The organism is Herbaspirillum sp. RV1423, assembly GCF_000577615.1.
GTDB lineage: Bacteria > Pseudomonadota > Gammaproteobacteria > Burkholderiales > Burkholderiaceae_D > Herbaspirillum.
The window spans coordinates 17,282-40,742 of record NZ_CBXX010000013.1; the positions used below are offsets into that span (position 1 = coordinate 17,282).

The window sequence follows — 23,461 nt, forward strand, 5'->3', positions numbered from 1 at the left end:
GGGCCTGCCGTTTTGCGGCCAGCCCGTCTGTCAAAGGGTACAATAGCGGCTTCGTTCCGAACCCCGCTTTTTTACTCCGTTTATCTCATGTCCAATGTTTCTCCCGTCGCACCTCCTGCAGCCCCCAAGGTCGGCTTTGTTTCCCTCGGCTGTCCCAAAGCCCTGGTGGATTCCGAACAAATTCTGACGCAACTGCGAGCTGAAGGTTATGACACCGCAAAGTCCTACGACGGCGCCGACTTGGTCATCGTCAATACCTGCGGTTTTATTGACGCCGCCGTGCAGGAATCGCTGGACGCCATCGGCGAGGCGTTGAGTGAAAACGGCAGAGTCATCGTCACCGGTTGCCTTGGCGCCAAAAAGGATGGCGATGGCGACGACCTGATCCAGAAAATCCATCCCAAGGTGCTGGAAGTGACCGGTCCGCATGCGGTCGGCGAAGTCATGCAAGCGGTGCACAAGCACCTGCCCAAGCCGCACGAGCCATTCATCGATCTGGTGCCGGCGCAGGGCGTCAAGCTCACCCCCAAGCATTTCGCTTACCTGAAAATTTCCGAGGGCTGCAATCATCGCTGCAGCTTCTGCATCATCCCGTCCATGCGCGGCGACCTGGTGTCGCGTCCGATCGCCGACGTCATGCTGGAAGCCGAAAATCTGTTCAAGGCCGGCGTCAAGGAGTTGCTGGTTATTTCGCAGGACACCAGCGCCTACGGCGTCGATGTCAAATTTCGCATGGGCTTCTGGAACGGGAAGCCGGTCAAGACACACATGACGCAACTGGTCGAAGCGCTGGGCGAGCTGGCCAGCCGGTACGGAGCCTGGGTTCGTCTGCACTACGTTTATCCCTATCCGCATGTCGACCAGATTATTCCGTTCATGGCGCAGGGTCATGTGTTGCCATATCTGGACGTGCCTTTGCAACATGCACATCCCGATGTGCTCAAACGCATGAAGCGCCCGGCCAGCGGCGAGAAAAACATCGAACGCATCCAGGCCTGGCGCAAGATGTGTCCCGACCTGACCATTCGCTCGACTTTCATCGCCGGCTTCCCTGGTGAGACCGAAGCCGAATTCCAGTATCTGCTCGACTTCCTGAAAGAAGCGGAGATTGATCGTCTTGGCTGTTTTGCCTACTCGCCGGTCGAAGGCGCGACGGCCAATCTGCTGGACAATCCGGTGCCGGAAGAAGTGCGCGAAGAACGTCGCGCACGCGTCATGCAATTACAGGAAGAGATTTCAAAAAAGCGTTTGCAAGCCAAGGTCGGCAAGACCTTGCGCGTGCTCATCGACGAAGTGGACCGCAACGGGGGCGTCGGTCGTTCGTATGCCGATGCGCCGGAAATCGACGGCGTAGTCTACGTCAAGCCGCCTTTTGAGCCGCACAAGAAACTGGTGGCGGGCCAGTTCGTCGACGTTGTGGTGACCGCTGCCGACGCGCATGATCTGTGGGCAGCCGCGCAATGATGTCTGGCGTTGCGAAGATTTTGCTATTGTTTGTCCTGGCCGGCGTTGCCATGCGGGCGGTGGCGCAGCAAGTTGTAACCAGCGCTTCTGCGATCGCTCCGGCTCCGGTGCCGGGGACTTTGCAGGATATCGTGCGTAAACCGGTTGTCCTGCGCGGCACACTCGGCGACGACAAGATTCAGCTCACTCTTCAACCCAAGTCGAACGAGGACGGTTTTGAGGGCAAGTATTTTATCTTTGGTCAGAGCGCGCAGATTTTGCTGGCGGGAGAGGTCGATCAGAACGATCTGATGATGGAAGAATCCCATAACGGCAAAGACGTGTCCGGCCAGTGGGAAGGCCGCTTCAAGAGCGGCCTGTTGAGCGGCACCTGGTCTACGCTCGATGGCGCCGTCGCCAAACCGTTTTCTTTGAAAATCGGTACTCCGTAAGAACATACGAAGGCGGCAGCAATGCTCTGCGCCTGGACAATATAAAAACGATTTGACTCCGAGGTTATTCGTGGCAGAAAAATTATCTCCCCAGACAGCCCTGATTCATAGCGAATACAGCGCTCCTGATCATTTCGGCGCCTTGCCGGTCGGGATTCATCATGCGTCGACGGTGCTGTTTCCCAATGTCGCCGCCATGCGCGCGCGCAACTGGAAAGAAAAGAGCGGTTATACCTACGGTCTGCATGGCACGCCCACGACGTTCACATTGGAAGCGCGTCTGGCGGAGATCGAAGGCGGTCGCCACTGCCGCATTGTCCCCAGCGGTCTGGCCGCGATCGCGCTGGTCAATCTGGCGTTCCTGAAAACCGGCGACGACGTGTTGCTGCCGGATAATGTCTACGGCCCGAATCGCGAACAGGCGGCGTGGCTGGAGCGTGACTTTGGCATTACCGCGCGTTTTTACGATCCTTTGATCGGCGCGGGCATCGCCGGTCTGATTCGCGATAACACCAGATTGATCTGGACCGAAGCCCCCGGCTCGGTGTCGATGGAAGTCCCCGACATTCCCGCTATCTGCAAGGAGGCGCATGCGCGCGGCGTACCCGTGGCGATGGACAATACCTGGTCGGCCGGCCTGGCGTTCCGCGCATTCGATCATGGCGTCGATATCGTGATGCAGGCGCTCACGAAGTACCAGTCCGGCGGCTCCGACGTATTGATGGGAGCCGTCATTACGCGCGACGACGAACTCAATCACAAGATCGAGCTGGCGCATATGCGTCTCGGTTTTGGCGTCGGCATGGACGACGTCTATCTGGTGTTGCGCAGTTTGCCATCGATGCGCCTGCGTTTCGATGCCCACGATGCCGCTGCGCGGAAAGTGGCGACGTGGCTCAAACAACGCCCTGAAATCAATAAAGTCTTGCATCCGGCATTGTCCGATTGCCCGGGACACGCTATCTGGCAACGCGACTTCACCGGCGCCGGCGGATTGTTTTCGGTGATTTTCGATGCCGGATTCAACGAAGAGCAGATTGATCGTTTCGTCGATGGACTTTCCCTGTTCAAGATCGGCTTCAGTTGGGGAGGCGCGCATAGTCTTTGCGTGCCTTATCGCATGCAGGGCATGCGCAAAACATGGGGCGAGCAGGGTGGGCTGGTTCGGCTCAATATCGGCCTGGAGTCGGCAGACGATTTGATCGCTGATATCGAACAGAGTCTGTTATTGATGCGTACTGCATAGAAGGTAATAGGGCAAATTTACCTGGCCGAAATGAGGCAAGTCAGCGTGTCGGGTCGTCCATTATCGGTAAGTACTTACAAAAAGCGTGTTTTTTTCTGCCGTTTTTTGTTGCAAATCAATGACATGGAAGTTTTTCATTAAGTAAGTAGTCGTTTGGCGACAACAAAGTAGGAAAACGCGCCGATTTTTAAATCTAAAAAATATTGGTATATATTCAATTTTTCCATTGATTTCTTTGCGGAAATTTTTTATTTCTTCCATAACTTGGCGCCTTGGAAACCCAATACAGGCAAGGGGTTTAGAAAAAAATCTTGATTTTTTGAGATTTTTTGTCCTGTTTTTGTAAGATAAACACCTACAATTCCTGTGGGCAGTCACCAACGAAAAATACCGACAGCCACTAATTTCCCGCCTTTCCTTACCCCCTCAGAATCGGCTTACCGGTAAGAAAAAGTAACCGGGTGTAAATTGTTTTTGAGCTGGGGGCTTAAATGAATACCAATGACATGATGGCTGAAATTCGAGATGCAAATCTGAGTTATTTGATGTTGGCTCAGCAAATGATCCGATCCGATAAGGCTACAGCCATATTCCGCCTTGGTATCAGCGATGAGATCGCGGAGATGATCCAAGGTCTGAGCAATGCGCAAATCCTCAAACTTGCTGGCACCAATATGATGTTGACCCGTTTTCGTTTCGACGATGGTGCGATCCTCGGCATGCTGACCAATTACAACAAAGATAAAGGACTGGCGCAATCGCATGCGGCGATTCTGATGGCTTGCCAGCCTGTCGAACAAATTTCCTGACGCTTCAATCATTCTTCGTGGTATGTTCCGGTTGGCTTGAGGCAACCAGGGGAGTGATTCACGGCATCAAGTCGAGTTGGTAGGTTGATTGTGGTTGTGATTAAAAAATATTGGGGGTGTTCATGGCTAAGAAGAGCGTGATAACAGAAGCGCAAGAGATTCAATTGGCCATTGAGCTGATCAATCTGGGGGCACGTCTACAATTGCTCGAGTCTGAAACGTCCTTGTCGCGTGAACGCTTGCTTAAACTGTACAAAGAGCTCAAGGGCGTGTCGCCACCGAAAGGGATGCTGCCGTTTTCTACCGACTGGTTCATCACCTGGCAACCGAACATCCATTCCTCGCTGTTCATCAACATCCACAAGTATCTGGTCGAATACGCCAGGATCTCCGGCATCGAAGCAGTCATGAAGGCTTATAAGCTCTATCTAGAGCAAGCCGGGCAGGTCGCCGAGGGCGACGAATCGGTATTATCGCTGACCCGTGCATGGACGCTGGTGCGCTTCTTTGAAAGCAAGATGTTGATGACTACGCCTTGCAGTAAATGCGGCGGGCACTTCGTGGTGCATCGCCTGGATTTGCATCAGGATTATTTGTGCGGTCTTTGCCATATGCCGTCGCGCGCGGGTAAAACCAAGAAGGCCAAGGATGCCATTGCCGCGCCGGCCGTCGAAGTGGTCGCACCGATGGTTGCCGCAATCGCCTGAATTTGATTTCTGTCGCGTTACAATAATCGGCTTTTGATGCAGGCTTGGAGGCCGAGATGACATTGGGGCAGCGCAGATCCCTTCTGCAAGCACCTGCAATACAAGCGTTGATCGTTCTTTGTCTGGCCCTGATCCTGGCTTTGCTTGCCGAAGAAGCCATTGAACACTTCCTTGGCGTCGCCGTTTCTCCCGTTCCCTTCTCTTTTTTGCATGGCGCATTGGCTGCCGCTATCGCCTATATACGTCGCATGGCGTCGTGGTGGGTGCCGATCCTGTTCTTCTTTCCGCCGGCCGTCGTGTCGGTCAATGCCTTGCATTTGCCGCCGGCGATATTCCTCGTCGTTTTTCTTTTCCTGCTGTTATTGTTCTGGTCGACCTTTCGCAGCCAGGTGCCGTTTTATCCATCCGGCCGCCCGGTCTGGGATGCGGTGGCTCGGTTATTGCCAGCCGATAAGCCGCTTCGGGTGATTGATATCGGCAGCGGCCTGGGCGGAGCAGTTCTCCATTTGTCGCGCCTGCGGCCGGATAGCCGGTTTGTCGGCATTGAATTGGCGCCCTTGCCGTGGCTGATCAGTCAGGCGCGTGCGCGGATCGGCGGCAGCCGCGGCAGTTTCAAGCGCGGCGATTATGCGTTGTTGGACTTCGCCGATTTCGACGCGATATTCGCTTATCTGTCGCCGGCGGCGATGTCCGCGCTATGGCAAAAGGCGAGAGCGGAGATGCGCCCGGGAACGCTGCTGCTGAGCTATGAATTCATTATTAATGAAGCAGCGCCGGATATCGTCATCCATCCTCAGGAAAAGGGGCCGGTTTTATATGGTTGGCGCATGTGAAACAAAAAAAGAGCTGTGTTACATTCTCGGCACGTTATCAAGTTTCTATCTTTGCTGTCGTAATTGAAAATGAAAGCCCTCTTTCGGTCATGTATTCCATCATTTGCTTGAGAAGATTACATGTAACCTGATAGCAGGTAAAAAACACTGAACGCCACTGGGACGGGAGTAGGCACTTGTTAGTCATAATTGGATATGTGATCGTCATGGCGTCCGTCTTCGGCGGATTTGCAATGGCCGGGGGGCATCTGGGGGCATTGCTGCAGCCCATCGAGTTGTTGATGATTGGCGGAGCAGCGGGGGGGGCCTTCCTTGTCGGCAACAGCAGTAAAGCCATCAAGGCCACGCTGAAGGCTTTGCCGACAGTTTTCAAGGGATCGACCTATACCAAGGCTCTGTACATGGAGCTGATGTCGTTGCTGTTTGAAATCCTGACGAAGTCGCGCAAGGAAGGATTGATGTCCATCGAAGGGGATATCGAAGAGCCTGAGTCCAGCCCGATTTTCAGCAAATACCCCAGCGTGCTGGCCAATCATCATCTGATCGAGTTCATGACCGACTACTTGCGCCTCATGGTGTCGGGAAACATGGATGCGTTCCAGATCGAGAATCTGATGGATAACGAAATCGAAACCCATCATCACGAAGGTGAAATTCCGGTCCATTGTATTGCCAAGCTTGGCGATGGCATGCCGGCGTTCGGTATCGTGGCTGCTGTGATGGGGGTGGTGCATACTATGGAGTCTGTGGGTATTCCACCTTCCGAACTGGGTATGTTGATTGCGCACGCTCTGGTCGGCACCTTCCTCGGTATTTTGCTGGCCTATGGTTTCGTCGGTCCGCTGTCTGGTTTGCTTGAACAGAAACTGCATGAATCCACCAAGATATTCCAATGCGTCAAAGTCACCTTGCTCGCCAGTCTGAATGGTTATGCACCAGCCCTGTCGATCGAATTCGGCCGCAAGGTCTTGTTCTCGACGGAACGTCCGTCCTTCCTTGAGCTGGAAGAGCACGTCAAGCAGGCAAGGAGCAAGTAGTCCGATATGACCAGTCATCAGCAGGAGTAAGACATGGCCGACGAAGGGCTACGTCCCATCATTGTAAAACGCATCAAGAAGGGCGGCGGCGGTCATCACGGCGGCGCCTGGAAGATCGCCTACGCCGACTTCGTGACGGCGATGATGGCGTTTTTCCTGTTGATGTGGCTGCTGGGTTCGACCGCCAAGGGCGACCTCAACGGTATCGCGGAATATTTCAAGACTCCGCTCAAGGTCGCGATGGCAGGCGGTTCCGGCAGCGGCGACGCCAACACCGTGTTGCCAGGCGGCGGCAAGGATCTGACGCGCCAGGACGGACAGTTGCGCAAGGGCGAGAACGACGTTGTCACCAAGCGCAGCATTCGTGCCGCTCAGGCCGAACTGGAAAAGGCCGAACGCACCCGTCTCGATGAGTTGAAGAAACGCATCGAAGCCGCCATTGACAGCAGCCCGACGCTCAAGCAATTCAAGAATCAGCTCCTGATCGATATCACCACCGAAGGTTTGCGCATACAGATCGTGGATGAAAAGAACCGGCCGATGTTTGCCTTGGCGAGTGCACAGTTGCAGCCCTATACCAGGGAAATTCTGCGTGAAATCGGCAAGACGCTGAACGACGTGCCGAACAAGATCAGCCTCTCAGGCCACACCGATGCGACGCCATATTCCAGCGGTGAAAAGGGCTATAGCAACTGGGAACTGTCAGCAGACCGCGCCAATGCGTCGCGTCGCGAGCTGATTTCCGGTGGCATGGACGAGTCGAAAGTGCTGCGCGTCGTAGGTTTGTCTTCTGCCGTGTTGCTTGACAAGGAAGATCCGTTTAACCCGATCAATCGCCGTATCAGCATCATCGTGATGAACAAGAAGGCGGAAGAGCTAGTGGAGAGCAATGGTTCGGCAATGGATGTGTCGTCGGACGCCGAAGTAAAAGAAGGTCTGAGCGAGCCGGCAAAAAAATAACTGGATTTTAAACACTAGGCCCAATTGAAAAGGAGGGCTTCGCATGTCGACACCCAAAATGCTGCAAGAGCTTAAGCGCTTGCTGCTCGATACGGCAAGCGGTGGAAGCAGGCAACTGACGGAAGTCGAGACGGATCTGGTGCAAACCAACATCCTGCTCGGCGAAGCGATCGAGAAACTGGGATCGAGCTTCATGGAGTTGCACACCGCTGTTCTCGCGCAGCAAAAAGAAATAGAACTGCTCATGGCTGGCAATGGCAACTTGTCCGCTGCGGAAGTCGTTCGTCTGAAGGCAATGCAAGACGACATCACGCTGCACGTGAATGCGGCGGTCACCGGCTTGCAATTCCAGGACATGACCAGCCAGTTGCTGGAGCGCATCGTACGCCGTGTAATCGGCTTGCGCGATGCGCTGGGCGTGCTGAGTGCAAACAGTTTTGAAATTACGCCGGATGCTTCGCAGTCGACGGAAGATCTGGAGGACTTGCTCAAGAACACGGTCGAATCAATGGAAGAGCGTCTGACCGCTCTGGAAAACGGCTTGTGGAAAACAGTGAGGCAAACGCGGATGGAGAGCGGCGATATCGAATTGTTTTGATCGTCGCTGCCTCGATGTGCGAATTCGGCGAGGTTCTTTGGTGCGCTGAAGATGAGCTGAATTTACATGCGTGATAGTAATTTTTGATAATGGATGCGGCATAATGGGTTTTTGCAACTCGTACCCGCAAATGAAGAACAGGGAGTAATGATGTCTAAAACAATTCTTGCTGTAGACGACTCGGGGTCATTGCGCCAGATGGTGGTGTTCAGCCTGAAGGCCGCCGGTTATCAGGTCACCGAAGCGGTAGACGGGCAAGATGCGCTGGACAAGGCAAAGCTGCAAACTTTCGATCTGGTGCTGACGGATCAGAACATGCCGCGCATGGACGGTCTGACTTTGATTCGTTCCTTGCGCGCGTTGACCAGCTATCAGCGCGTCCCCATCCTGATGCTGACAACCGAGTTCAGCGACGAGATGAAGGCCAAGGGCAAGGCGGCGGGTGCCAATGGATGGCTGGTGAAGCCGTTCGATCCGCAGCGCCTGACCGAAGTGGTTAAAAAAGTCATCGGCTAGTGTCAATAACCAACGATAAAAGATACACCTACAGTATCTATGACGGAGCCCAATCATGACCATTGATATGAGCCAGTTTTTCCAGGTGTTTTTCGACGAGGCGGAGGAAGGCCTCGCGGAAATGGAAAAGCTCCTGCTGGCCGTTAATGTGTCGGATCCCGACGATGAAGATCTGAATGCGATCTTTCGCGCCGCACATTCCATCAAAGGCGGCTCGGCCACGTTCGGCCTGAGCGACATCACGGAAGTGACCCATGTGCTGGAGTCGCTGCTCGATCGCATTCGCCAGGGCCAGATGGCGTTGACCGGCCAGCACGTCGACGCCTTCCTGGCCGCCAAAGACATTCTCAAATCCATGCTGGACGGCCATCGCCACGGTTCCACCGTCGATCTCGACGCCGTTGCAGATGTGCGCATGTTGCTGCAATCCTTATCCGAAGGCGCTGGCAAGAAGGCGCCAAGCACTCAGCCGCTGGTCGGGCGGGGGGGCGTCAGCCGCTATCGCATCGAATTGCCGCAACTGGCGGAACGCGACGCTGAAGCATTGCAGCAAGAACTGGGTTTGCTTGGGAAAATTGAAAAATCCGACGCGGAAGACGGTCGTTGCATCTTCATTCTCGACACTGCCAAGGGCGCCGACAGCATTGTGGAGATTTGCTCCTTTCTCGTGAATGCCGACGACCTGAAGATTTCCCAGGCGGTCGCCGGCCGTTCCAAGGAAGAAGAGCAAGGATACGGTTTCTTTGCGCCTTTTGTGCCACAGGACGCCACCGATGAAGAGCGGGGCTATGGTTTCTTTGCTCCTTTCGTGCCGGTGAACGCCACGGACCGCGAGCGCGGCTACGGCTTCTTTGAACCATTTGTGCCGAAGGGCGATATCGAGCAGGCCAAACAGGCGGCTGATGCTGTTGTGCATGCCGATCACGACGAGCCGCCGGCGCTTGCAGCCTCGGAAGCTGCCGCCGAAAAGAAAGCCAAGGGCGAGAAACCGGCCGCCGCGGTACATGAGTCGTCATCGATTCGCGTCGGTATCGAAAAAGTCGATCAACTGATCAATCTGGTCGGCGAACTGGTGATCACGCAAGCCATGATTGAACAGCGCACCGGGACACTGGATCCGATGCTGCACGAGAACTTGCTCAACAGCGTCAGCCAGTTGACCCGCAATACTCGCGATCTACAGGAAGCAGTGATGTCGATCCGCATGATGCCGATGGATTATGTGTTCTCACGTTTCCCGCGCATGGTGCGCGACCTGGCCGCCAAGCTGGGCAAGCGCGTCGAATTTGTTACGCATGGAGCGGCCACCGAACTGGACAAGGGGTTGATCGAACGCATTGTCGATCCGCTGACGCATCTGGTGCGCAATAGTATTGACCACGGTATCGAATTGCCTGATGCGCGCCTGGCGGCGGGCAAGGCCGATTACGGCACGTTGTCGCTGTCGGCGGAACATCAGGGCGGCAACATCATCATCGAAGTTACCGACGATGGCGGCGGTCTCAATCGCGACAAGATTCTGGCGAAAGCCAAGCAGCAGGGCATGGGCGTATCCGACAATCTCAGCGACAGCGATGTCTGGCAACTGATTTTCGAGCCCGGCTTCTCCACTGCCGAGCAAGTAACGGATGTCTCTGGTCGCGGCGTCGGCATGGATGTGGTCAAGCGCAATATCTTGGCTATGGGCGGTGTGGTCGATATCCGTTCCAGCAAGGGCTTCGGCACGACGATTTCGATTTCGCTGCCGTTGACGCTGGCGATTCTGGATGGTATGTCCATTCGCATCGGCCATGAAATTTATATCCTGCCGCTCGGTTATGTGGTCGAGTCGCTGCAGCCGGCGGCTCAGGACATCAAGGACATCAGCGGCCAGGGCCAGGTGATCAAGGTCCGCGGCGAGTATTTGCCGCTGATTCCGCTGTACCAGATTTTCAATATCGAGCCGACTTTTACCGATCCGTCCCAGGGATTGGTGGTGATCTTGGAATCGGACGGAAAGAAAGCCGCACTGTTTGTCGATGATTTGATCGGCCAGCAGCAAATCGTTGTCAAGAACCTGGAATCCAATTATCGTAAGGTTACGGGGATTTCTGGTGCTACTATTCTAGGTGACGGAGGCGTAGCCTTGATTATCGATGTTGCCGCTTTGTTACGATCGAGCCGGCAACTCAGTGATGAATCTGTATTTTCCTGATTTTTTATAAGGGCCATTATCATGTCTGACAGCATATCCAAAAATATTTCGGGCTTTGGCGAGAAAGCCGACAGCACCGGGAACGAATTCCTCGCTTTTACCCTCGGCAAGGAAGAATACGGCATCGACATCCTGAAAGTTCAGGAAATCCGCGGCTACGAAGCCGTGACCCGTATTGCCAATTCGCCCGATTTCATCAAGGGCGTTGTTAATCTGCGCGGCATCATCGTTCCCATCGTCGACATGCGCATCAAGTTCCAGCTTGGCGAACCGACCTACGACCAATTCACAGTCGTCATTATCCTGAACATCTCCGGTCGCGTGGTCGGCATGGTGGTGGATAGCGTGTCCGACGTGATTACGTTGTCGCCGGAACAAATCAAGCCGGCGCCGGAAATGGGCACGACCTTCGATTCCGATTACCTGATCGGTCTGGGTACGCTGGATGAACGTATGCTGATCCTGGTCGATATCGACAAGCTGATGTCCAGCGCCGATATGGGCCTGATCGAGAAGCTGGCTGCTTAAGGTTTAATTAAGCTGCTTTAAACCGGCTCTGAAATGGACACATGCCGCATGGCTCTGCGGCATGTGTCCATTTTTGTCTGCGACGGTGTTCGGTGTGTCCGGTATACGCCGGTCAGGCGTTTACCGGTAGCGGGAATGGATAGAATTTTTAGTGGAAGTGTTCAGTTGAAGCCGGCGTGTCCTCCGGCATTTCCGCATGCACGAGGTCGCCATCGGGGGCCGGAAACAAAGGTGTGCCGCAATCGTCGCAAAATTCCATTGTATAGCGTTCTGCATGTAACTTGATGTGCACGATGCCGCATTCGCGCAACACCTCCAGGATTTCTTCCATCGGCGTTTTTACGCTGTCCGGCGCCGATAAATCGCGCACTTCATCCCCATCTTCTTGTTCGTATAGCGGCCATACAATACCGTAAACGATGCTGTCGTCATCGCCCAAGCTGAAGCCGACGCGATATTCGTCGATCTGGCCGTTGATGTTTTCGCAGAAGCTGCCGATGTTGGCCTGCAGTTCGGACGAGGCCACGCCCAGCGCCTGCGTCAGGTAATGGTCGGCGGCACGGATGGCGGCCGGGCGGATACGTTTGTCGGCTTCGCGACAGGCGAAATAATAGGGTTGCGGCAGCAGCAATTCGACATTGCAGCCAGGCAAGAAGCGCGTCAGCAAAGGTGTTGCTTGTGTGATCCAGGCTTTGAGCGCAGCTTCTTTTACATGGATGACGGAAGCTTGTTCGTCCATCTGCCAGCGGAACACCGGGGCTCCCGTCGGCACAGCTACAGCGGCAATCATGTAACGGGTATCAGCGAGGAAGGGCGCGGTCGGCGTCTGCTCCAGCGATAATTGCGGGGAACTCTGCTTAAGGGCCGCCTGGCCCATACGCTGCGCCAGGGCAAACACGTCGGCATGATGGCGTGGCAACTGCTCAATGGCATACAGGGTCGGCGCCAGCGCCAGTTGGACGTTGTCGGCCAGCACATGTGCGTGCAGGTGCGCGAACAGGCCATTGCGGCTCTCGGCCGGCAGGCTGCCGGAGGCGATGCTGAAGCGGGTCCAGGCCAGTACCGGCAGCGCAAGCAACTGCACGCTGTAGAGCTGCCCGTCGTATTCCAGCGCGCAGGCTTCGCTGTTGGCTTCAACGGCTTCGACCAATACATCGTAAGCCGCGAGATCGGATTTGAACAAGTGATCGAGGGCGGCGTCGATCATGCCTTGATGATTGCTTTTCAGTTGTTTGTGCAGCAGCACATCGAGGGATCGCTCCCAGGCTCTTTCTTCGAGACGGCTGGTGGAGCCGGCGACCGCTTGCGATGAATTGACCAGGCGCTGGCTTTCAGCGGACAACCTGGAGGAGGAACGTTTGGCGGGGCGGCGCATGATGAAATATTGACAATCAAATGATAAGAGTCTCTATTGTAGTTGATTCGACATCGCCCCGGTTGTTGCTGTCGGGCATGTCTCCTGTCAATGGCAAGATATGTCCCGTGATGCGCATGCCAATAAAAAAACGCCGGTCGAAGCCGGCGTTTTTTCGTTCTCCCCGCAAAAGGGGACGTCTTTGCTGAAGGCTTATGCAGCCAGCAGTTGACGCAGCACAAATGGCAGGATGCCGCCGTGCTTGTAGTAGTCCACTTCAATCGGCGTATCGATGCGCAGCAGCAGTTTGACTTCCTTGGTTTCGCCGTTCTTGCGATGGATCACCAGAGTCGCTTCCTGTTGCGGCTTGATCTCGCCTTCGAGGCCCTTCAGGTCGAAGGTTTCTTCGCCTGTGATGCCCAGAGACTGCACGCTGTCGTTGCCGATGAATTGCAGCGGCAACACGCCCATGCCGACCAGGTTGGAACGGTGGATACGTTCGAACGAGCGGGTGATCACGGCCTTCACGCCAAGCAATTGGGTGCCTTTGGCTGCCCAGTCGCGGGAGGAGCCGGTACCGTACTCTTCGCCGCCGAACACCATGGTCGGGACACCGTCCTTGACGTACTGCATTGCCGCGTCGTAGATAGCCATTTGCTTGCCGCTAGGCTGATGCACCGTAACACCGCCTTCAACACCGGGAACCATCAGGTTCTTGATGCGAACGTTGGCGAAGGTGCCGCGCATCATGATCTCGTGGTTGCCGCGACGCGAGCCGTAGGAGTTGAAGTCTGCCTTGAGCACGCCATTTTCCTGCAGCCATTTGCCGGCTGGGCTGGAGTCCTTGATCGAACCGGCCGGGGAAATATGGTCGGTGGTAATCGAGTCGCCAAATACGCCCAGTGCGCGCGCACCGCTGATGCCGGTAGCAGCAGCCGTCGGAATCTCGGTGAAGTTTTCAAAGAATGGCGGTTCGGCGATGTAGGTCGATGTCGGCCAGTTGTAGACTTCGCCCTTGGCGACGCCCTTGATGGCTTCCCACAGCTTGCCTGGCGCGCCCTTGACGTCGGCGTAGTTCTCTTTGAACACCTTGGCATTCATCGCGAACTTCAGCAGCTTCTCGATTTCATGGGAAGTCGGCCAGATGTCGCCCAGGAAGATTTCCTTGCCGCCCTTGCCCTTGCCGACCGGTTGCGTCATCAGGTCGACATTGACGTTGCCGGCGATGGCGTAAGCCACGACCAGCGGCGGCGATGCCAGGAAGTTGGAGCGGATGTTCGGATGAATACGCGCTTCGAAGTTGCGGTTGCCGGACAGCACAGCCGAAGCCACGATGTCGTTCTTGGTGATCGCTTCGTTCATCGCAGGCGTCAGGTCGCCGGCGTTGCCGATACAAGTGGTGCAACCGTATGCTGTCACGCCGAAACCGAGTTTTTCCAGATAGCCCAGCAGGCCGGCTGCTTCCAGGTACTTGGTGACAACGCGCGATCCCGGGGCCAGCGAAGTCTTGATGTGCGGAGCGACCTTCAGGCCGGCTTCGACTGCCTTCTTGGCCAGCAGACCGGCGGCCAGCAGCACGCTTGGGTTTGATGTGTTGGTGCACGAAGTGATCGCAGCGATCAGCACGTCGCCGTTCTTGACACTCACGCCGTCGGCGTTGGTGTAAGTCTTGGTCAGATCTTCGATCTTCTTGTTGAAGCCGTTCTCTGCGACAGGCTTGACGAACAGATCGGCGAAGGTCGATTTGACGTTGCCGATTTCGATGCGGTCTTGCGGACGCTTCGGACCGGCCAGCGACGGCGCCACGGTGCCCAGATCCAGCGACACCTCGTTGGTGTAATCGATGTCGCCCGCCTTGGGAATGCCGAACAGGTTTTGCGCCTTGAAATAGGATTCGAATGCGTCGATTTCCGCCTTGGTGCGGCCGGTGCCCTTGAAGTAGTCGATGGTGGCTTCGTCGACCGGGAAGAAGCCCATGGTGGCGCCGTATTCAGGCGCCATGTTGGCGATGGTGGCGCGGTCGGTCAGCGACAGCGACTTGGTGCCTTCGCCGAAGAACTCGACAAACTTGCCCACGACCTTGGTCTTGCGCAGCAGTTCGGTGATGGTCAGGACCAAGTCGGTCGCGGTGACGCCTTCGCGCAGTTCGCCGGTCAGGTTCACGCCGACCACGTCCGGCGTCAGGAAGTACACCGGTTGGCCCAGCATGCCGGCTTCCGCCTCGATACCGCCCACGCCCCAGCCGACCACGCCGATGCCGTTGATCATGGTAGTGTGCGAGTCGGTGCCGACCAGCGTGTCAGGGTAATAGACGCCGCCCTTGTGGTGCACGCCGCGCGCCAAGTATTCCAGATTGACCTGGTGGACGATGCCGAAGCCCGGAGGCACGACGCCGAAGGTGTCGAATGCTTGCATGCCCCATTTCATGAACTGGTAGCGCTCGTTGTTGCGCTGGAATTCCAGCTTCATGTTCAGGTCCAGCGCTTTCTTTTCGCGGAAGTGGTCGATTTGCACAGAGTGATCGACGACCAGGTCCACCGGCACCAGCGGTTCGATGTTCTTCGGGTTTTTACCCAGCTTGCTGGCGACGTTGCGCATCGCGGCCAGGTCGGCCAGCAGCGGAACGCCGGTAAAGTCCTGCAGCACTACGCGCGCCACGACGAACGGGATTTCGTCGACGCGGGCGCCCTTGGCGCTCCAATTGGCCAGTTGCTTGACGTGCTCTTCAGTCACCTTCTGGCCGTCGCAGTTACGCAGCACGGATTCCAAGACGATACGGATCGACACTGGCAGACGGGAGATGTTGACCCCAAGTTTCTTTTCCAGGGCGGGCAGGGAGTAGAACGTGCCTTTCTTGGAACCAGAAATCTTGAATTCCTTTAGGGTGTTCAATGTGTTGCGGGACATGGCCTCTTCTCCTTAGATTGCAAATGGTATAAGTGGTTTGTTAACGCTACGAAGCGATATTTCGTTGCAAATACGGGATTGCCTAACTGCTGAATTTCGGTAATGCGGATACTGATTTGTTGTCTTAGCTTTTCGGGGTTGTCGACGCTTCAGCCGTCGTCGATTGTTCTGTGTTCTTGCATTCGTTCGCCAGTTGCTGACCCTTCTTGGAATCCAGCAGGATGCCCTTGGCCGGGATGCCGATCCAGACCAGGCCGATCTTGCGGTTTTCGAAGCGGTTCGCGCCGGTGGTGGTGGCGACGCGGGTCATGCGATTGACACGTTTGTTCCAGCGGATGGCAATGTGCCTGTCGTCGTCATCGTTTTTGTAGATGGTCAGCTTGTTGCCCATCTCGCAGTTGAAATCGGCCGACTTGGTGCCGCCGATTTCCGGTTCGTTTTCGTCATCGTCGGCGTCCGAAGAAAACGGCATTTTTGCCACGGGCGCTGCTGCTGCCTTGGCAGGTGCTTTTTTCTTGACGGTCTTTTTCGCTTTGGCGGTGGTCGTTGCGGTCTCGGCAAATGCTTGCGGCATGCCGACGGCGAAGAGGGCGCTTACGAGTGTCAGGGCTGTGAGGTAGTTTTTCATCGTGCGTCGATCAATGTTCAGTGTTGCAGGGTGGTTGAAATCGGTGCGGTCGTTGCTTGTGGTTCTTCTGTAAACCAGTCGCCAACTGCTGCCGGCAAGGCAGCGCCGCCTGCATAGGCGCGCTGAAGGATGCTCCAGTAATAACGGTAACTTGCACGGTCGTGCAGCGTACCTCCGTGCTGTATCGGCCCCCATTGCACGTCCCTGGCTTTAAGCAGGATTTGTGCCGCTTCGCCGATTTCGTCGGCGGCGGGAGACATGGTACGCACGATGGCCTTGATCTGGTTCGGATGGATGCTCCACATCCGGGTATAGCCGAATTCCTGCGCGGCGCGACTCGCGTCGCCGGTGACGACGGCCGCGTCCTGAATTTCGGTCGTGACATTGTGCGACGGCACCTTGCCATGGGCATGGCAGGCGGCGGAAATCTCAAGCTTGGCGCGTGCTACCAGCGGATGCGTGAACTGGCCGGGGGAGCGCATGGCGCTGCCCGGAATGGCGCCGTAATGAGCGGAAACAAAATCCATTACACCGAACGACAGCGACTCGACCTGCGGCAGCGCCGCGATCCGGTACACGTCTTCCAGCGCGCCGTGGGTTTCGATCAATACGTGCAGCCGCGGCATGCGGCGGCCTGTTTCACCGGTGTGGCGGGCAATCGTGGCGATGGCTTGCTGGACGTCGGCCAAGCCGTCCGCTTTGGGCAACATCAGGTAAGCCAGACGCGACGCAGCGGCAGCGCAGATCGTCGCGACGTCTGGTTCGAAAAATGGACTGGAGATGTCATGCACGCGGGCGCCAATGCGGCCGAAGCGATTGTCGTCGCTGGCGATCAGAGCGCCTACCAATTGTGCATGCACGGCTTCGTTGCCGGCGCTGGCGCCGTCTTCGCAGTCGAGGGTGATATCAAAAACCGGACCGAGTTCTTGTTGCAGGACGATCGATTTACGCATCAGCTTTTCCGAGCCGGCGTAATGATCGCAGACCGGTAGCGAGACCGGTTGTCGTGTGCCTGGGAACAAGACCTGGGTGGGATGCATTGCTGCTGGATTCCGAATGTATGCAAAATGCGCGGCGGCCTTGCCGGCCAGCCGCGCGCCGGTCAATTAGCCGACCAGATGTTTGACGCCTTCGCGCTCTTCCGACAATTCCTTGAGCGTGATGTTGATGCGCTCTTGCGAGAATGCGTCGATTTCGAGGCCTTGGACGATCTTGTATTCGCCGTTCTCGGTGGTGACCGGGAAGCCGAACATGGTGCCTTCAGGGATGCCGTAGGAGCCGTCCGACGGCACGCCCATGGTGGTCCACTTGCCGTTGGTGCCGAGGATCCAGTCATGCACATGGTCGATCGCCGCATTGGCTGCCGACGCTGCCGAGGACAGGCCGCGCGCTTCGATGATCGCGGCGCCGCGTTTGCCGACTGTCGGCAGGAAAGTGTCCTTGTTCCAGACCTGATCGTTGATCAGATCCTTGACCGGCTTGCCATTTGCAGTGGCGAAACGGTAGTCTGCGTACATGGTCGGCGAGTGGTTGCCCCAGACGCACAGCTTTTCGATGGCCGATACCGGTTGGCCGATCTTGGCGGCAACTTGCGACAGCGCGCGGTTGTGGTCCAGGCGCAGCATGGCGGTGAAGTTCTTGGCCGGCAGATTCGGCGCCGACTTCATGGCGATGTAGGCATTGGTGTTGGCTGGGTTGCCGACGACCAGAACCTTGACGTCGCGCGAAGCGACGGCGTCCAGCGCCTTGCCTTGCACGGTGAAGATTTGCGCGTTGGCTTCCAGCAGATCCTTGCGCTCCATGCCTGGGCCGCGTGGACGGGCACCGACCAGCAGGGCGATATCGGCATCCTTGAATGCGGTCATCGGATCGCTGTGCGCGGTCACGCCGGCCAGCAATGGGAATGCACAGTCATCGATTTCCATGATGACGCCCTTCAGGGCTTTTTGCGCTTTTTCGTCGGGAATTTCCAGTAATTGCAGAATTACCGGCTGGTCTTTGCCCAGCAGATCGCCATTGGCAATGCGGAAGAGGAGGGAGTAACCGATTTGACCTGCGGCGCCGGTGACGGCAACACGCTTGGGGGCTTTAGCCATGTTGAATCTCCAAAGTGGTGATAGAAAGCGTTTGGTGCTGCTGAAGTTGCAATCCGCTCGTCAACTGCTGCGCAGGCGGATTGCAACTTCTTGCAGGCATCTCGGAAGACGCCGACAATTACTTCGTATTCTTTTAAGAGACTGTAATCATACCGTCGAAAGCGCAGGCAGTCAGTTTGTTTTGCTGATTTCGGCAGAGATCAGACACTGCAATGCGCCGGCGTCGCAAGCGATGATGCGGATGCTTGCCAGTAAGCGTACTCGTCGCCGAATATGCCCGCGAGTGTAGGCTTGCCTTTATGGTCTGTCAATCACTATCTTATATCTTATATAAGACATCTTATTTAATACTTTTTGCTGGACGCCGGTAGGGATTTTGTGGTGAAATCCAAGGTTATGAGCTCCAGCCTGCCCAATCTGAACAACAGCGACGCGCAAAGCGCAGGTACTGGTGTTGCCGGAGCCTCTCCCACCTTCAGTCCTCTCTATCAGCAAATCAAGGCTTTGATCACGCAGCGCCTGGAGTCGGGCGAGTGGAAGCCGGGCGAGCTGATCCCCAGTGAAGTCGAACTCGGCAACCGTTTCAAGGTGAGTCAGGGTACTGTGCGCAAGGCGATCGACGAACTGGCTGCCGAGAATCTGGTGGTGCGGCGACAGGGCAAGGGCACGTTTGTTGCCACGCATCATGAAACGCATGCGCAGTTCCGTTTCCTGCGGTTGACCGCCGATGTGGAAGGGCCGCAACGCGCAGAGAACAAGATCATCGAAGTCAAGCGTGTTCGCGCCCCGGCAGAGGTGGCGCGTCATCTCGATATCAAATCGGGCGACTCCGTCATCTTCATCAAACGGGTAAAATCATTTAACGGCGTTCCGACCATACTTGAAGAAATCTGGTTGCCGGGCCTTATTTTCAAAGGCCTGACCGCGGAGCGTCTGATGGAATATAAAGGGCCGTTGTACGGTCTGTTTGAAACCGAATTCGGGACACGCATGATTCGCGCTGAAGAGCAGATTCGTGCAGTGGGGGCGGATCCAGAGTCTGCGGAACTGCTGGGAGTGCTGCCCCAAACGCCTTTGTTGAGTGTGGACCGTGCTTCTTTCACCTACGGCGACAAGCCGGTGGAGATGCGGCGCGGCTTGTATTTGACGTTGAATTATCACTACCAGAGCGAACTGAACTGAGCCTGCGAAGAGTATTCTTTGCTCGCATCCGTCCGCTGTCTGTGAAATGCCTAATTTGCTGCGAAGCAGAATAAGTGTTGGTGAAGGTTCATGAAATCGGCGAAAATTGCGGGATTGTTTTAAATCTGAGGAGAACCTTGTTATGTCTGAAGCCGCTAAACCACCACGGCCACAATTTCGTAACATTAATATTACCCAAATTGCTGGTTATCGTATGCCACTGGCTGCTCTGGTATCGATCATGCACCGTATCAGCGGGTTGTTTTTGTTCCTGATGCTGCCGTTCATCCTGTATTTGCTGGATAACAGTCTGCTCTCCGAGGGCACCTTCGAGTACCTCAAAGGCTTTGCCTCCAACTGGTTCGTCAAGCTAATCATTCTCGCTCTGTCCTGGGCTTATCTCCACCACTTCTGTGCCGGCATCCGCCACCTGATCATGGATAACCACATTGGTCTGGACAAGGACAGCGCGCGCAAATCGTCGAGTGGCGTTTTGGTCGTCAGCATTGTGCTGATGATCTTGGTGGCATTGAAACTGTTCGGAGCATTCTAAAAATGGCAAACAATAATATCGGATCGAAGCGCCTCGTCGTGGGGGCTCACTACGGCATGCGCGACTGGCTGGCTCAACGCGCTACGGCAGTGGTCATGGCCGTGTACACAGTCATTCTGCTGGTCTGCTTTCTGACCTCCAGCAACTTCTCGTACGAAGGCTGGGCTGCGATGTTCTCGCATCAGTGGTTCAAGATGGCGACCTTCGCTGCTTTCATGGCCTTGTTCTATCACGCCTGGATTGGCGTGCGTGATGTTTGGATGGATTACGTCAAGCCTGTCGCTGTGCGCCTGGTCTTGCAAGTTGCCACGATCCTGTGGCTGATCGTATGTGCCGGATGGGCGGCGCAGATTTTGTGGAGAATGTAATCGTGGCAGCTATCAAATCCACAATCCCTACACGCCGCTTTGATGCGGTTATCGTCGGCGCCGGCGGATCCGGCATGCGTGCTTCGTTGCAACTGGCTGAAGCCGGTCTGAACGTTGCGGTTCTGTCCAAGGTTTTCCCGACACGCTCGCACACGGTTGCTGCGCAGGGCGGCATCGGCGCATCGCTGGGCAACATGTCGGAAGACAATTGGTACTGGCACATGTTCGACACCGTCAAGGGTTCGGACTACCTGGGCGACCAGGACGCCATCGAATTCATGTGCCGTGAAGCACCGAAGGCGGTCTACGAGCTGGAACACTTCGGCATGCCTTTCGACCGCAATCCCGACGGCACAATTTATCAGCGTCCGTTCGGCGGCCACACGGCGAACTTCGGCGAAAAGCCGGTGCAACGCGCCTGTGCCGCGGCCGACCGTACCGGTCACGCGTTGCTGCACACACTGTATCAACGTAACGTGCGCGCCAAGACCCACTTCTTCGTCGAGTGGATGGCGATCGACATCATCCGCGATCAGGAGGGCACCGTCCTTGGCGTCGTCGCGCTGGAAATGGAAACCGGCGAAGTGATGATCCTGCAAGCCAAGACCACCTTGTTCGCCACTGGCGGTGCTGGTCGTATCTGGGCTGCATCGACCAATGCCTTCATCAATACCGGCGACGGCATGGGCATGGCGGCGCGCGCCGGCTTGCCGTTGCAAGACATGGAGTTCTGGCAGTTCCACCCGACCGGCGTGGCCGGTGCGGGCGTGCTGATCACCGAAGGCGTGCGCGGCGAAGGCGGCATTCTGATCAACAGCAACGGCGAACGTTTCATGGAGCGCTATGCGCCGACGCTGAAGGATCTGGCGCCGCGCGACTTCGTTTCGCGTTCAATGGACCAGGAAATCAAGGAAGGCCGCGGCGTCGGCCAGCACAAGGATCACGTGCTGCTGGACTTGCGCCACATTGGCGCCGAGACGATTCAAAAGCGTCTGCCGTCGATTCTGGAAATCGCGCACAAGTTCGCCAACGTCGATGCGACCAAGGAGCCGATTCCTGTCGTGCCGACCATTCACTACCAAATGGGCGGTATTCCGACCAACGTGCACGGCCAGGTTGTCGTGCCGAAGAACGGTTCGTACAAGGACGTGGTGCAGGGCATGTATGCCATCGGCGAATGCGCCTGCGTGTCGGTGCACGGCGCCAACCGCCTGGGCACCAACTCGCTGCTCGACCTGGTGGTGTTCGGCCGTGCGGCCGGCAACCACATCGTCGATAGCAAGCTGCAAGACCGCAGTCATCAGGACCTGCCTGCCGATGCCGCCGATCGTGCGCTGGAACGCTTGGCGCGTCTGGAAAGCAGCACCGGCTCCGAGCGCGTTCAGGACGTCGCCAACACGATTCGCGCCACCATGCAGCACTACTGCGGCGTGTTCCGTACCGATGAGCTGCTGCAGGAAGGCTACAAGAAGATCATGGAACTGGACGAGCGTCGCAAGCACGTGTCGTTCAAGGACAAGTCCAAGGTCTTCAACACCGCACGCGTCGAAGCGCTGGAGCTGGACAACCTGATTGAAACAGCCAAGGCGACCATCACTTCCGCTGCCGCCCGCAAGGAATCGCGCGGCGCCCACGCTCACCGTGACTATGAAAAGCGCGATGACGTCGAATGGCTGAAGCACACGCTGTGGTTCTCCGAGGGGAATCGTCTCGACTACAAGCCAGTCAACATGCAACCGTTGACCGTCGAAACGTTTAAACCTAAACCACGTACTTTCTAAAAGGTCAGAACATGACACGTACTCTGAAATTTAAAATTTATCGCTACGATCCGGACAAGGACGAAAAGCCGTACATGCAAGACCTGACCGTCGAGTTGAAGCCGACCGACAAGATGCTGCTGGACGCCCTTCAACGCATCAAGGCCGACGTGGATGATTCGCTGGCGTTGCGTCGCTCCTGCCGCGAAGGCGTGTGCGGTTCCGATGCGATGAACATCAACGGCAAGAACGGCCTGGCATGCACCACCAACCTGAACGAGCTGACCGAGCCTATCGTTCTGAAACCGTTGCCAGGTTTGCCGGTGATTCGCGACCTCATCGTCGACATGACCAACTTCTTCAAGCAGTACGATTCGATCAAGCCTTACCTGATCAACGACAGCATCCCGCCTGAAAAAGAGCGTTTGCAGTCGCCTGAACAGCGTGAAGAACTCGATGGTGTGTACGAGTGCATCCTGTGCGCCTGCTGCTCGACTTCGTGCCCGTCGTTCTGGTGGAATCCGGACAAGTTCGTCGGTCCTGCCGGCCTGTTGCAGGCATACCGTTTCATCGCCGACAGCCGCGATGAAGCCACCGGCCAGCGTCTGGACGATCTGGAAGACCCGTATCGTCTGTTCCGTTGCCGTTCCATCATGAACTGCGTCGATGTCTGCCCGAAGGGGCTGAACCCCAACAAGGCCATCGGTAAGATCAAGGAACTGATGGTCCGCCGCGCGGTATAAGCAGTTTGCGTCAAAAGGGCGGGAGGAGACTCTCGCCCGTGTTTTAAGCATCATTGCCTTCCGCGCCGGTTTGCCGGCATCGCCGGAAGAACGAAGTCTGTAGTGATTTAGAAGTGAATTGAATCCATGTCCCAAAGCCATCAAGACGATCCCGCCAAACGTGCACGCTTGCGCTGGCGCGCCCGTCGCGGATTGCTGGAAAACGATCTCATCCTGACGCGTTATCTCGATGCGCATGAAGAGGCAATGAGCGACGACGAGGTCGACGCGTTTTCACGCCTGATGGATCTGTCGGACAATGACCTGATGGATTTGCTCCTTGTGCGCAAGGAGCCCGCGGCGGCAGTGGACTTGCCTCATGTCCATGCACTGCTGAAAAAGTTACGTAGCGCCTGAACACAAATCGGGTGCCAATGGTTCAAAAAGCGGCCGGTGTTTCATTAGAGGCTGTTGCAAAATGAGGATGGCTGGCGCAGGCGGGAGCAGGGCGCCAGGTTCATTTTGCAACAGGCTCTAAGCGGTTGGTTTGCGATTTTTGATTAACGAT

The 23,461-nt window shown here is 56.3% G+C and carries 24 protein-coding genes; 18 read left to right on the plus strand and 6 right to left on the minus strand.

The genetic code is table 11. From position 1 onward, the window contains the following. Nucleotides 1-87 precede the first annotated feature (87 nt). The 3 genes from rimO to RV1423_RS13980 all read left to right on the plus strand — a co-directional run bounded on the left by rimO (nt 88) and on the right by RV1423_RS13980 (nt 3,141). Nucleotides 88-1,464, plus strand: a complete 1,377-nt coding sequence (gene rimO, locus RV1423_RS13970) for a 30S ribosomal protein S12 methylthiotransferase RimO (protein ID WP_034297585.1) — start codon at nt 88-90, stop codon at nt 1,462-1,464. Beyond that, complete coding sequence (locus tag RV1423_RS13975; protein ID WP_034297586.1) at nt 1,461-1,895, plus strand: hypothetical protein; 435 nt, start codon at nt 1,461-1,463, stop codon at nt 1,893-1,895. The genes rimO and RV1423_RS13975 overlap by 4 nt, the downstream gene beginning before the upstream one ends. 70 nt (nt 1,896-1,965) lie before the next feature. Continuing rightward, entirely contained in the window at nt 1,966-3,141 is a 1,176-nt protein-coding gene (locus RV1423_RS13980) for a cystathionine beta-lyase (protein WP_051516686.1), read from the plus strand. A gap of 60 nt (nt 3,142-3,201) precedes the next feature. On the opposite strand, the gene RV1423_RS29835 is transcribed toward RV1423_RS13980, so the two are convergent. After that, the gene (locus tag RV1423_RS29835) at nt 3,202-3,402 is read right to left on the minus strand and encodes a hypothetical protein (RefSeq protein WP_155835106.1); all 201 of its coding nucleotides are present in this window, start codon (nt 3,400-3,402) and stop codon (nt 3,202-3,204) included. 230 nt (nt 3,403-3,632) lie between these two features. On the opposite strand from RV1423_RS29835, the gene flhD reads away from it, so the two are divergent. The 9 genes from flhD to RV1423_RS14025 all read left to right on the plus strand — a co-directional run bounded on the left by flhD (nt 3,633) and on the right by RV1423_RS14025 (nt 11,323). After that, nucleotides 3,633-3,950, plus strand: coding sequence for a flagellar transcriptional regulator FlhD (gene flhD / locus RV1423_RS13985; protein ID WP_034297592.1), 318 nt, complete (start codon nt 3,633-3,635; stop codon nt 3,948-3,950). Nucleotides 3,951-4,072: 122 nt separating this feature from the next. Next, complete coding sequence (gene flhC, locus RV1423_RS13990; RefSeq protein ID WP_034297595.1) at nt 4,073-4,657, plus strand: flagellar transcriptional regulator FlhC; 585 nt, start codon at nt 4,073-4,075, stop codon at nt 4,655-4,657. Nucleotides 4,658-4,713: 56 nt separating this feature from the next. Continuing rightward, a complete protein-coding gene (locus RV1423_RS13995) occupies nt 4,714-5,490 on the plus strand; it encodes a class I SAM-dependent methyltransferase (RefSeq protein ID WP_034297597.1) in 777 nt (258 codons plus the stop codon). 176 nt (nt 5,491-5,666) lie between these two features. After that, nucleotides 5,667-6,527: a flagellar motor stator protein MotA gene (motA, locus tag RV1423_RS14000; protein WP_034297599.1), complete on the plus strand. Its 861-nt coding sequence runs from the start codon at nt 5,667-5,669 to the stop codon at nt 6,525-6,527. A 33-nt stretch (nt 6,528-6,560) separates the two neighbouring features. Beyond that, complete coding sequence (gene motB / locus RV1423_RS14005; protein ID WP_034297601.1) at nt 6,561-7,487, plus strand: flagellar motor protein MotB; 927 nt, start codon at nt 6,561-6,563, stop codon at nt 7,485-7,487. Between the two features lie 43 nt (nt 7,488-7,530). Next, nucleotides 7,531-8,085: a hypothetical protein gene (locus RV1423_RS14010; protein ID WP_034297604.1), complete on the plus strand. Its 555-nt coding sequence runs from the start codon at nt 7,531-7,533 to the stop codon at nt 8,083-8,085. A gap of 150 nt (nt 8,086-8,235) precedes the next feature. Then, nucleotides 8,236-8,601, plus strand: a complete 366-nt coding sequence (locus RV1423_RS14015) for a response regulator (RefSeq protein ID WP_007876463.1) — start codon at nt 8,236-8,238, stop codon at nt 8,599-8,601. Nucleotides 8,602-8,656: 55 nt separating this feature from the next. Continuing rightward, nucleotides 8,657-10,795, plus strand: coding sequence for a chemotaxis protein CheA (gene cheA, locus RV1423_RS14020; protein ID WP_034297607.1), 2,139 nt, complete (start codon nt 8,657-8,659; stop codon nt 10,793-10,795). Nucleotides 10,796-10,816: 21 nt separating this feature from the next. Further along, nucleotides 10,817-11,323, plus strand: a complete 507-nt coding sequence (locus RV1423_RS14025) for a chemotaxis protein CheW (protein ID WP_034297610.1) — start codon at nt 10,817-10,819, stop codon at nt 11,321-11,323. 148 nt (nt 11,324-11,471) lie between these two features. Here RV1423_RS14025 and RV1423_RS14030 read toward each other — a convergent pair whose 3' ends face one another. From RV1423_RS14030 to RV1423_RS14050, 5 genes are all read right to left on the minus strand, one after another. Continuing rightward, entirely contained in the window at nt 11,472-12,698 is a 1,227-nt protein-coding gene (locus RV1423_RS14030) for a DUF2863 family protein (protein WP_034297612.1), read from the minus strand. A gap of 192 nt (nt 12,699-12,890) precedes the next feature. After that, complete coding sequence (gene acnA, locus RV1423_RS14035; protein ID WP_034297615.1) at nt 12,891-15,584, minus strand: aconitate hydratase AcnA; 2,694 nt, start codon at nt 15,582-15,584, stop codon at nt 12,891-12,893. Between the two features lie 124 nt (nt 15,585-15,708). After that, on the minus strand, nt 15,709-16,212 hold the full coding sequence (locus RV1423_RS14040; protein ID WP_034297618.1) for a hypothetical protein: 504 nt from the start codon (nt 16,210-16,212) through the stop codon (nt 15,709-15,711). A 17-nt stretch (nt 16,213-16,229) separates the two neighbouring features. After that, nucleotides 16,230-17,252 carry a CoA ester lyase gene (locus tag RV1423_RS14045; protein WP_034297787.1) on the minus strand — a complete coding sequence of 341 codons (1,023 nt, stop codon included), beginning with the start codon at nt 17,250-17,252 and terminating at the stop codon, nt 16,230-16,232. A 66-nt stretch (nt 17,253-17,318) separates the two neighbouring features. Next, entirely contained in the window at nt 17,319-18,308 is a 990-nt protein-coding gene (locus RV1423_RS14050) for a malate dehydrogenase (RefSeq protein ID WP_034297621.1), read from the minus strand. A 396-nt stretch (nt 18,309-18,704) separates the two neighbouring features. Here RV1423_RS14050 and RV1423_RS14055 point away from each other — a divergent pair, with 396 nt between their 5' ends. The 6 genes from RV1423_RS14055 (at nt 18,705) to RV1423_RS14080 (ending at nt 23,310) form a co-directional block, all read left to right on the plus strand. Beyond that, the gene (locus RV1423_RS14055) at nt 18,705-19,490 is read left to right on the plus strand and encodes a GntR family transcriptional regulator (protein WP_034297624.1); all 786 of its coding nucleotides are present in this window, start codon (nt 18,705-18,707) and stop codon (nt 19,488-19,490) included. A 142-nt stretch (nt 19,491-19,632) separates the two neighbouring features. Then, nucleotides 19,633-20,043: a succinate dehydrogenase, cytochrome b556 subunit gene (sdhC, locus tag RV1423_RS14060; protein WP_034297627.1), complete on the plus strand. Its 411-nt coding sequence runs from the start codon at nt 19,633-19,635 to the stop codon at nt 20,041-20,043. A 2-nt stretch (nt 20,044-20,045) separates the two neighbouring features. Continuing rightward, nucleotides 20,046-20,411, plus strand: coding sequence for a succinate dehydrogenase, hydrophobic membrane anchor protein (sdhD, locus tag RV1423_RS14065; RefSeq protein WP_034297630.1), 366 nt, complete (start codon nt 20,046-20,048; stop codon nt 20,409-20,411). A gap of 2 nt (nt 20,412-20,413) precedes the next feature. Continuing rightward, entirely contained in the window at nt 20,414-22,192 is a 1,779-nt protein-coding gene (gene sdhA / locus RV1423_RS14070; RefSeq protein WP_034297642.1) for a succinate dehydrogenase flavoprotein subunit, read from the plus strand. Between the two features lie 11 nt (nt 22,193-22,203). Continuing rightward, nucleotides 22,204-22,914, plus strand: coding sequence for a succinate dehydrogenase iron-sulfur subunit (locus tag RV1423_RS14075; RefSeq protein ID WP_034297645.1), 711 nt, complete (start codon nt 22,204-22,206; stop codon nt 22,912-22,914). 126 nt (nt 22,915-23,040) lie between these two features. Continuing rightward, nucleotides 23,041-23,310, plus strand: coding sequence for a succinate dehydrogenase assembly factor 2 (locus tag RV1423_RS14080; RefSeq protein ID WP_034297648.1), 270 nt, complete (start codon nt 23,041-23,043; stop codon nt 23,308-23,310). Nucleotides 23,311-23,461: the final 151 nt, after the last annotated feature.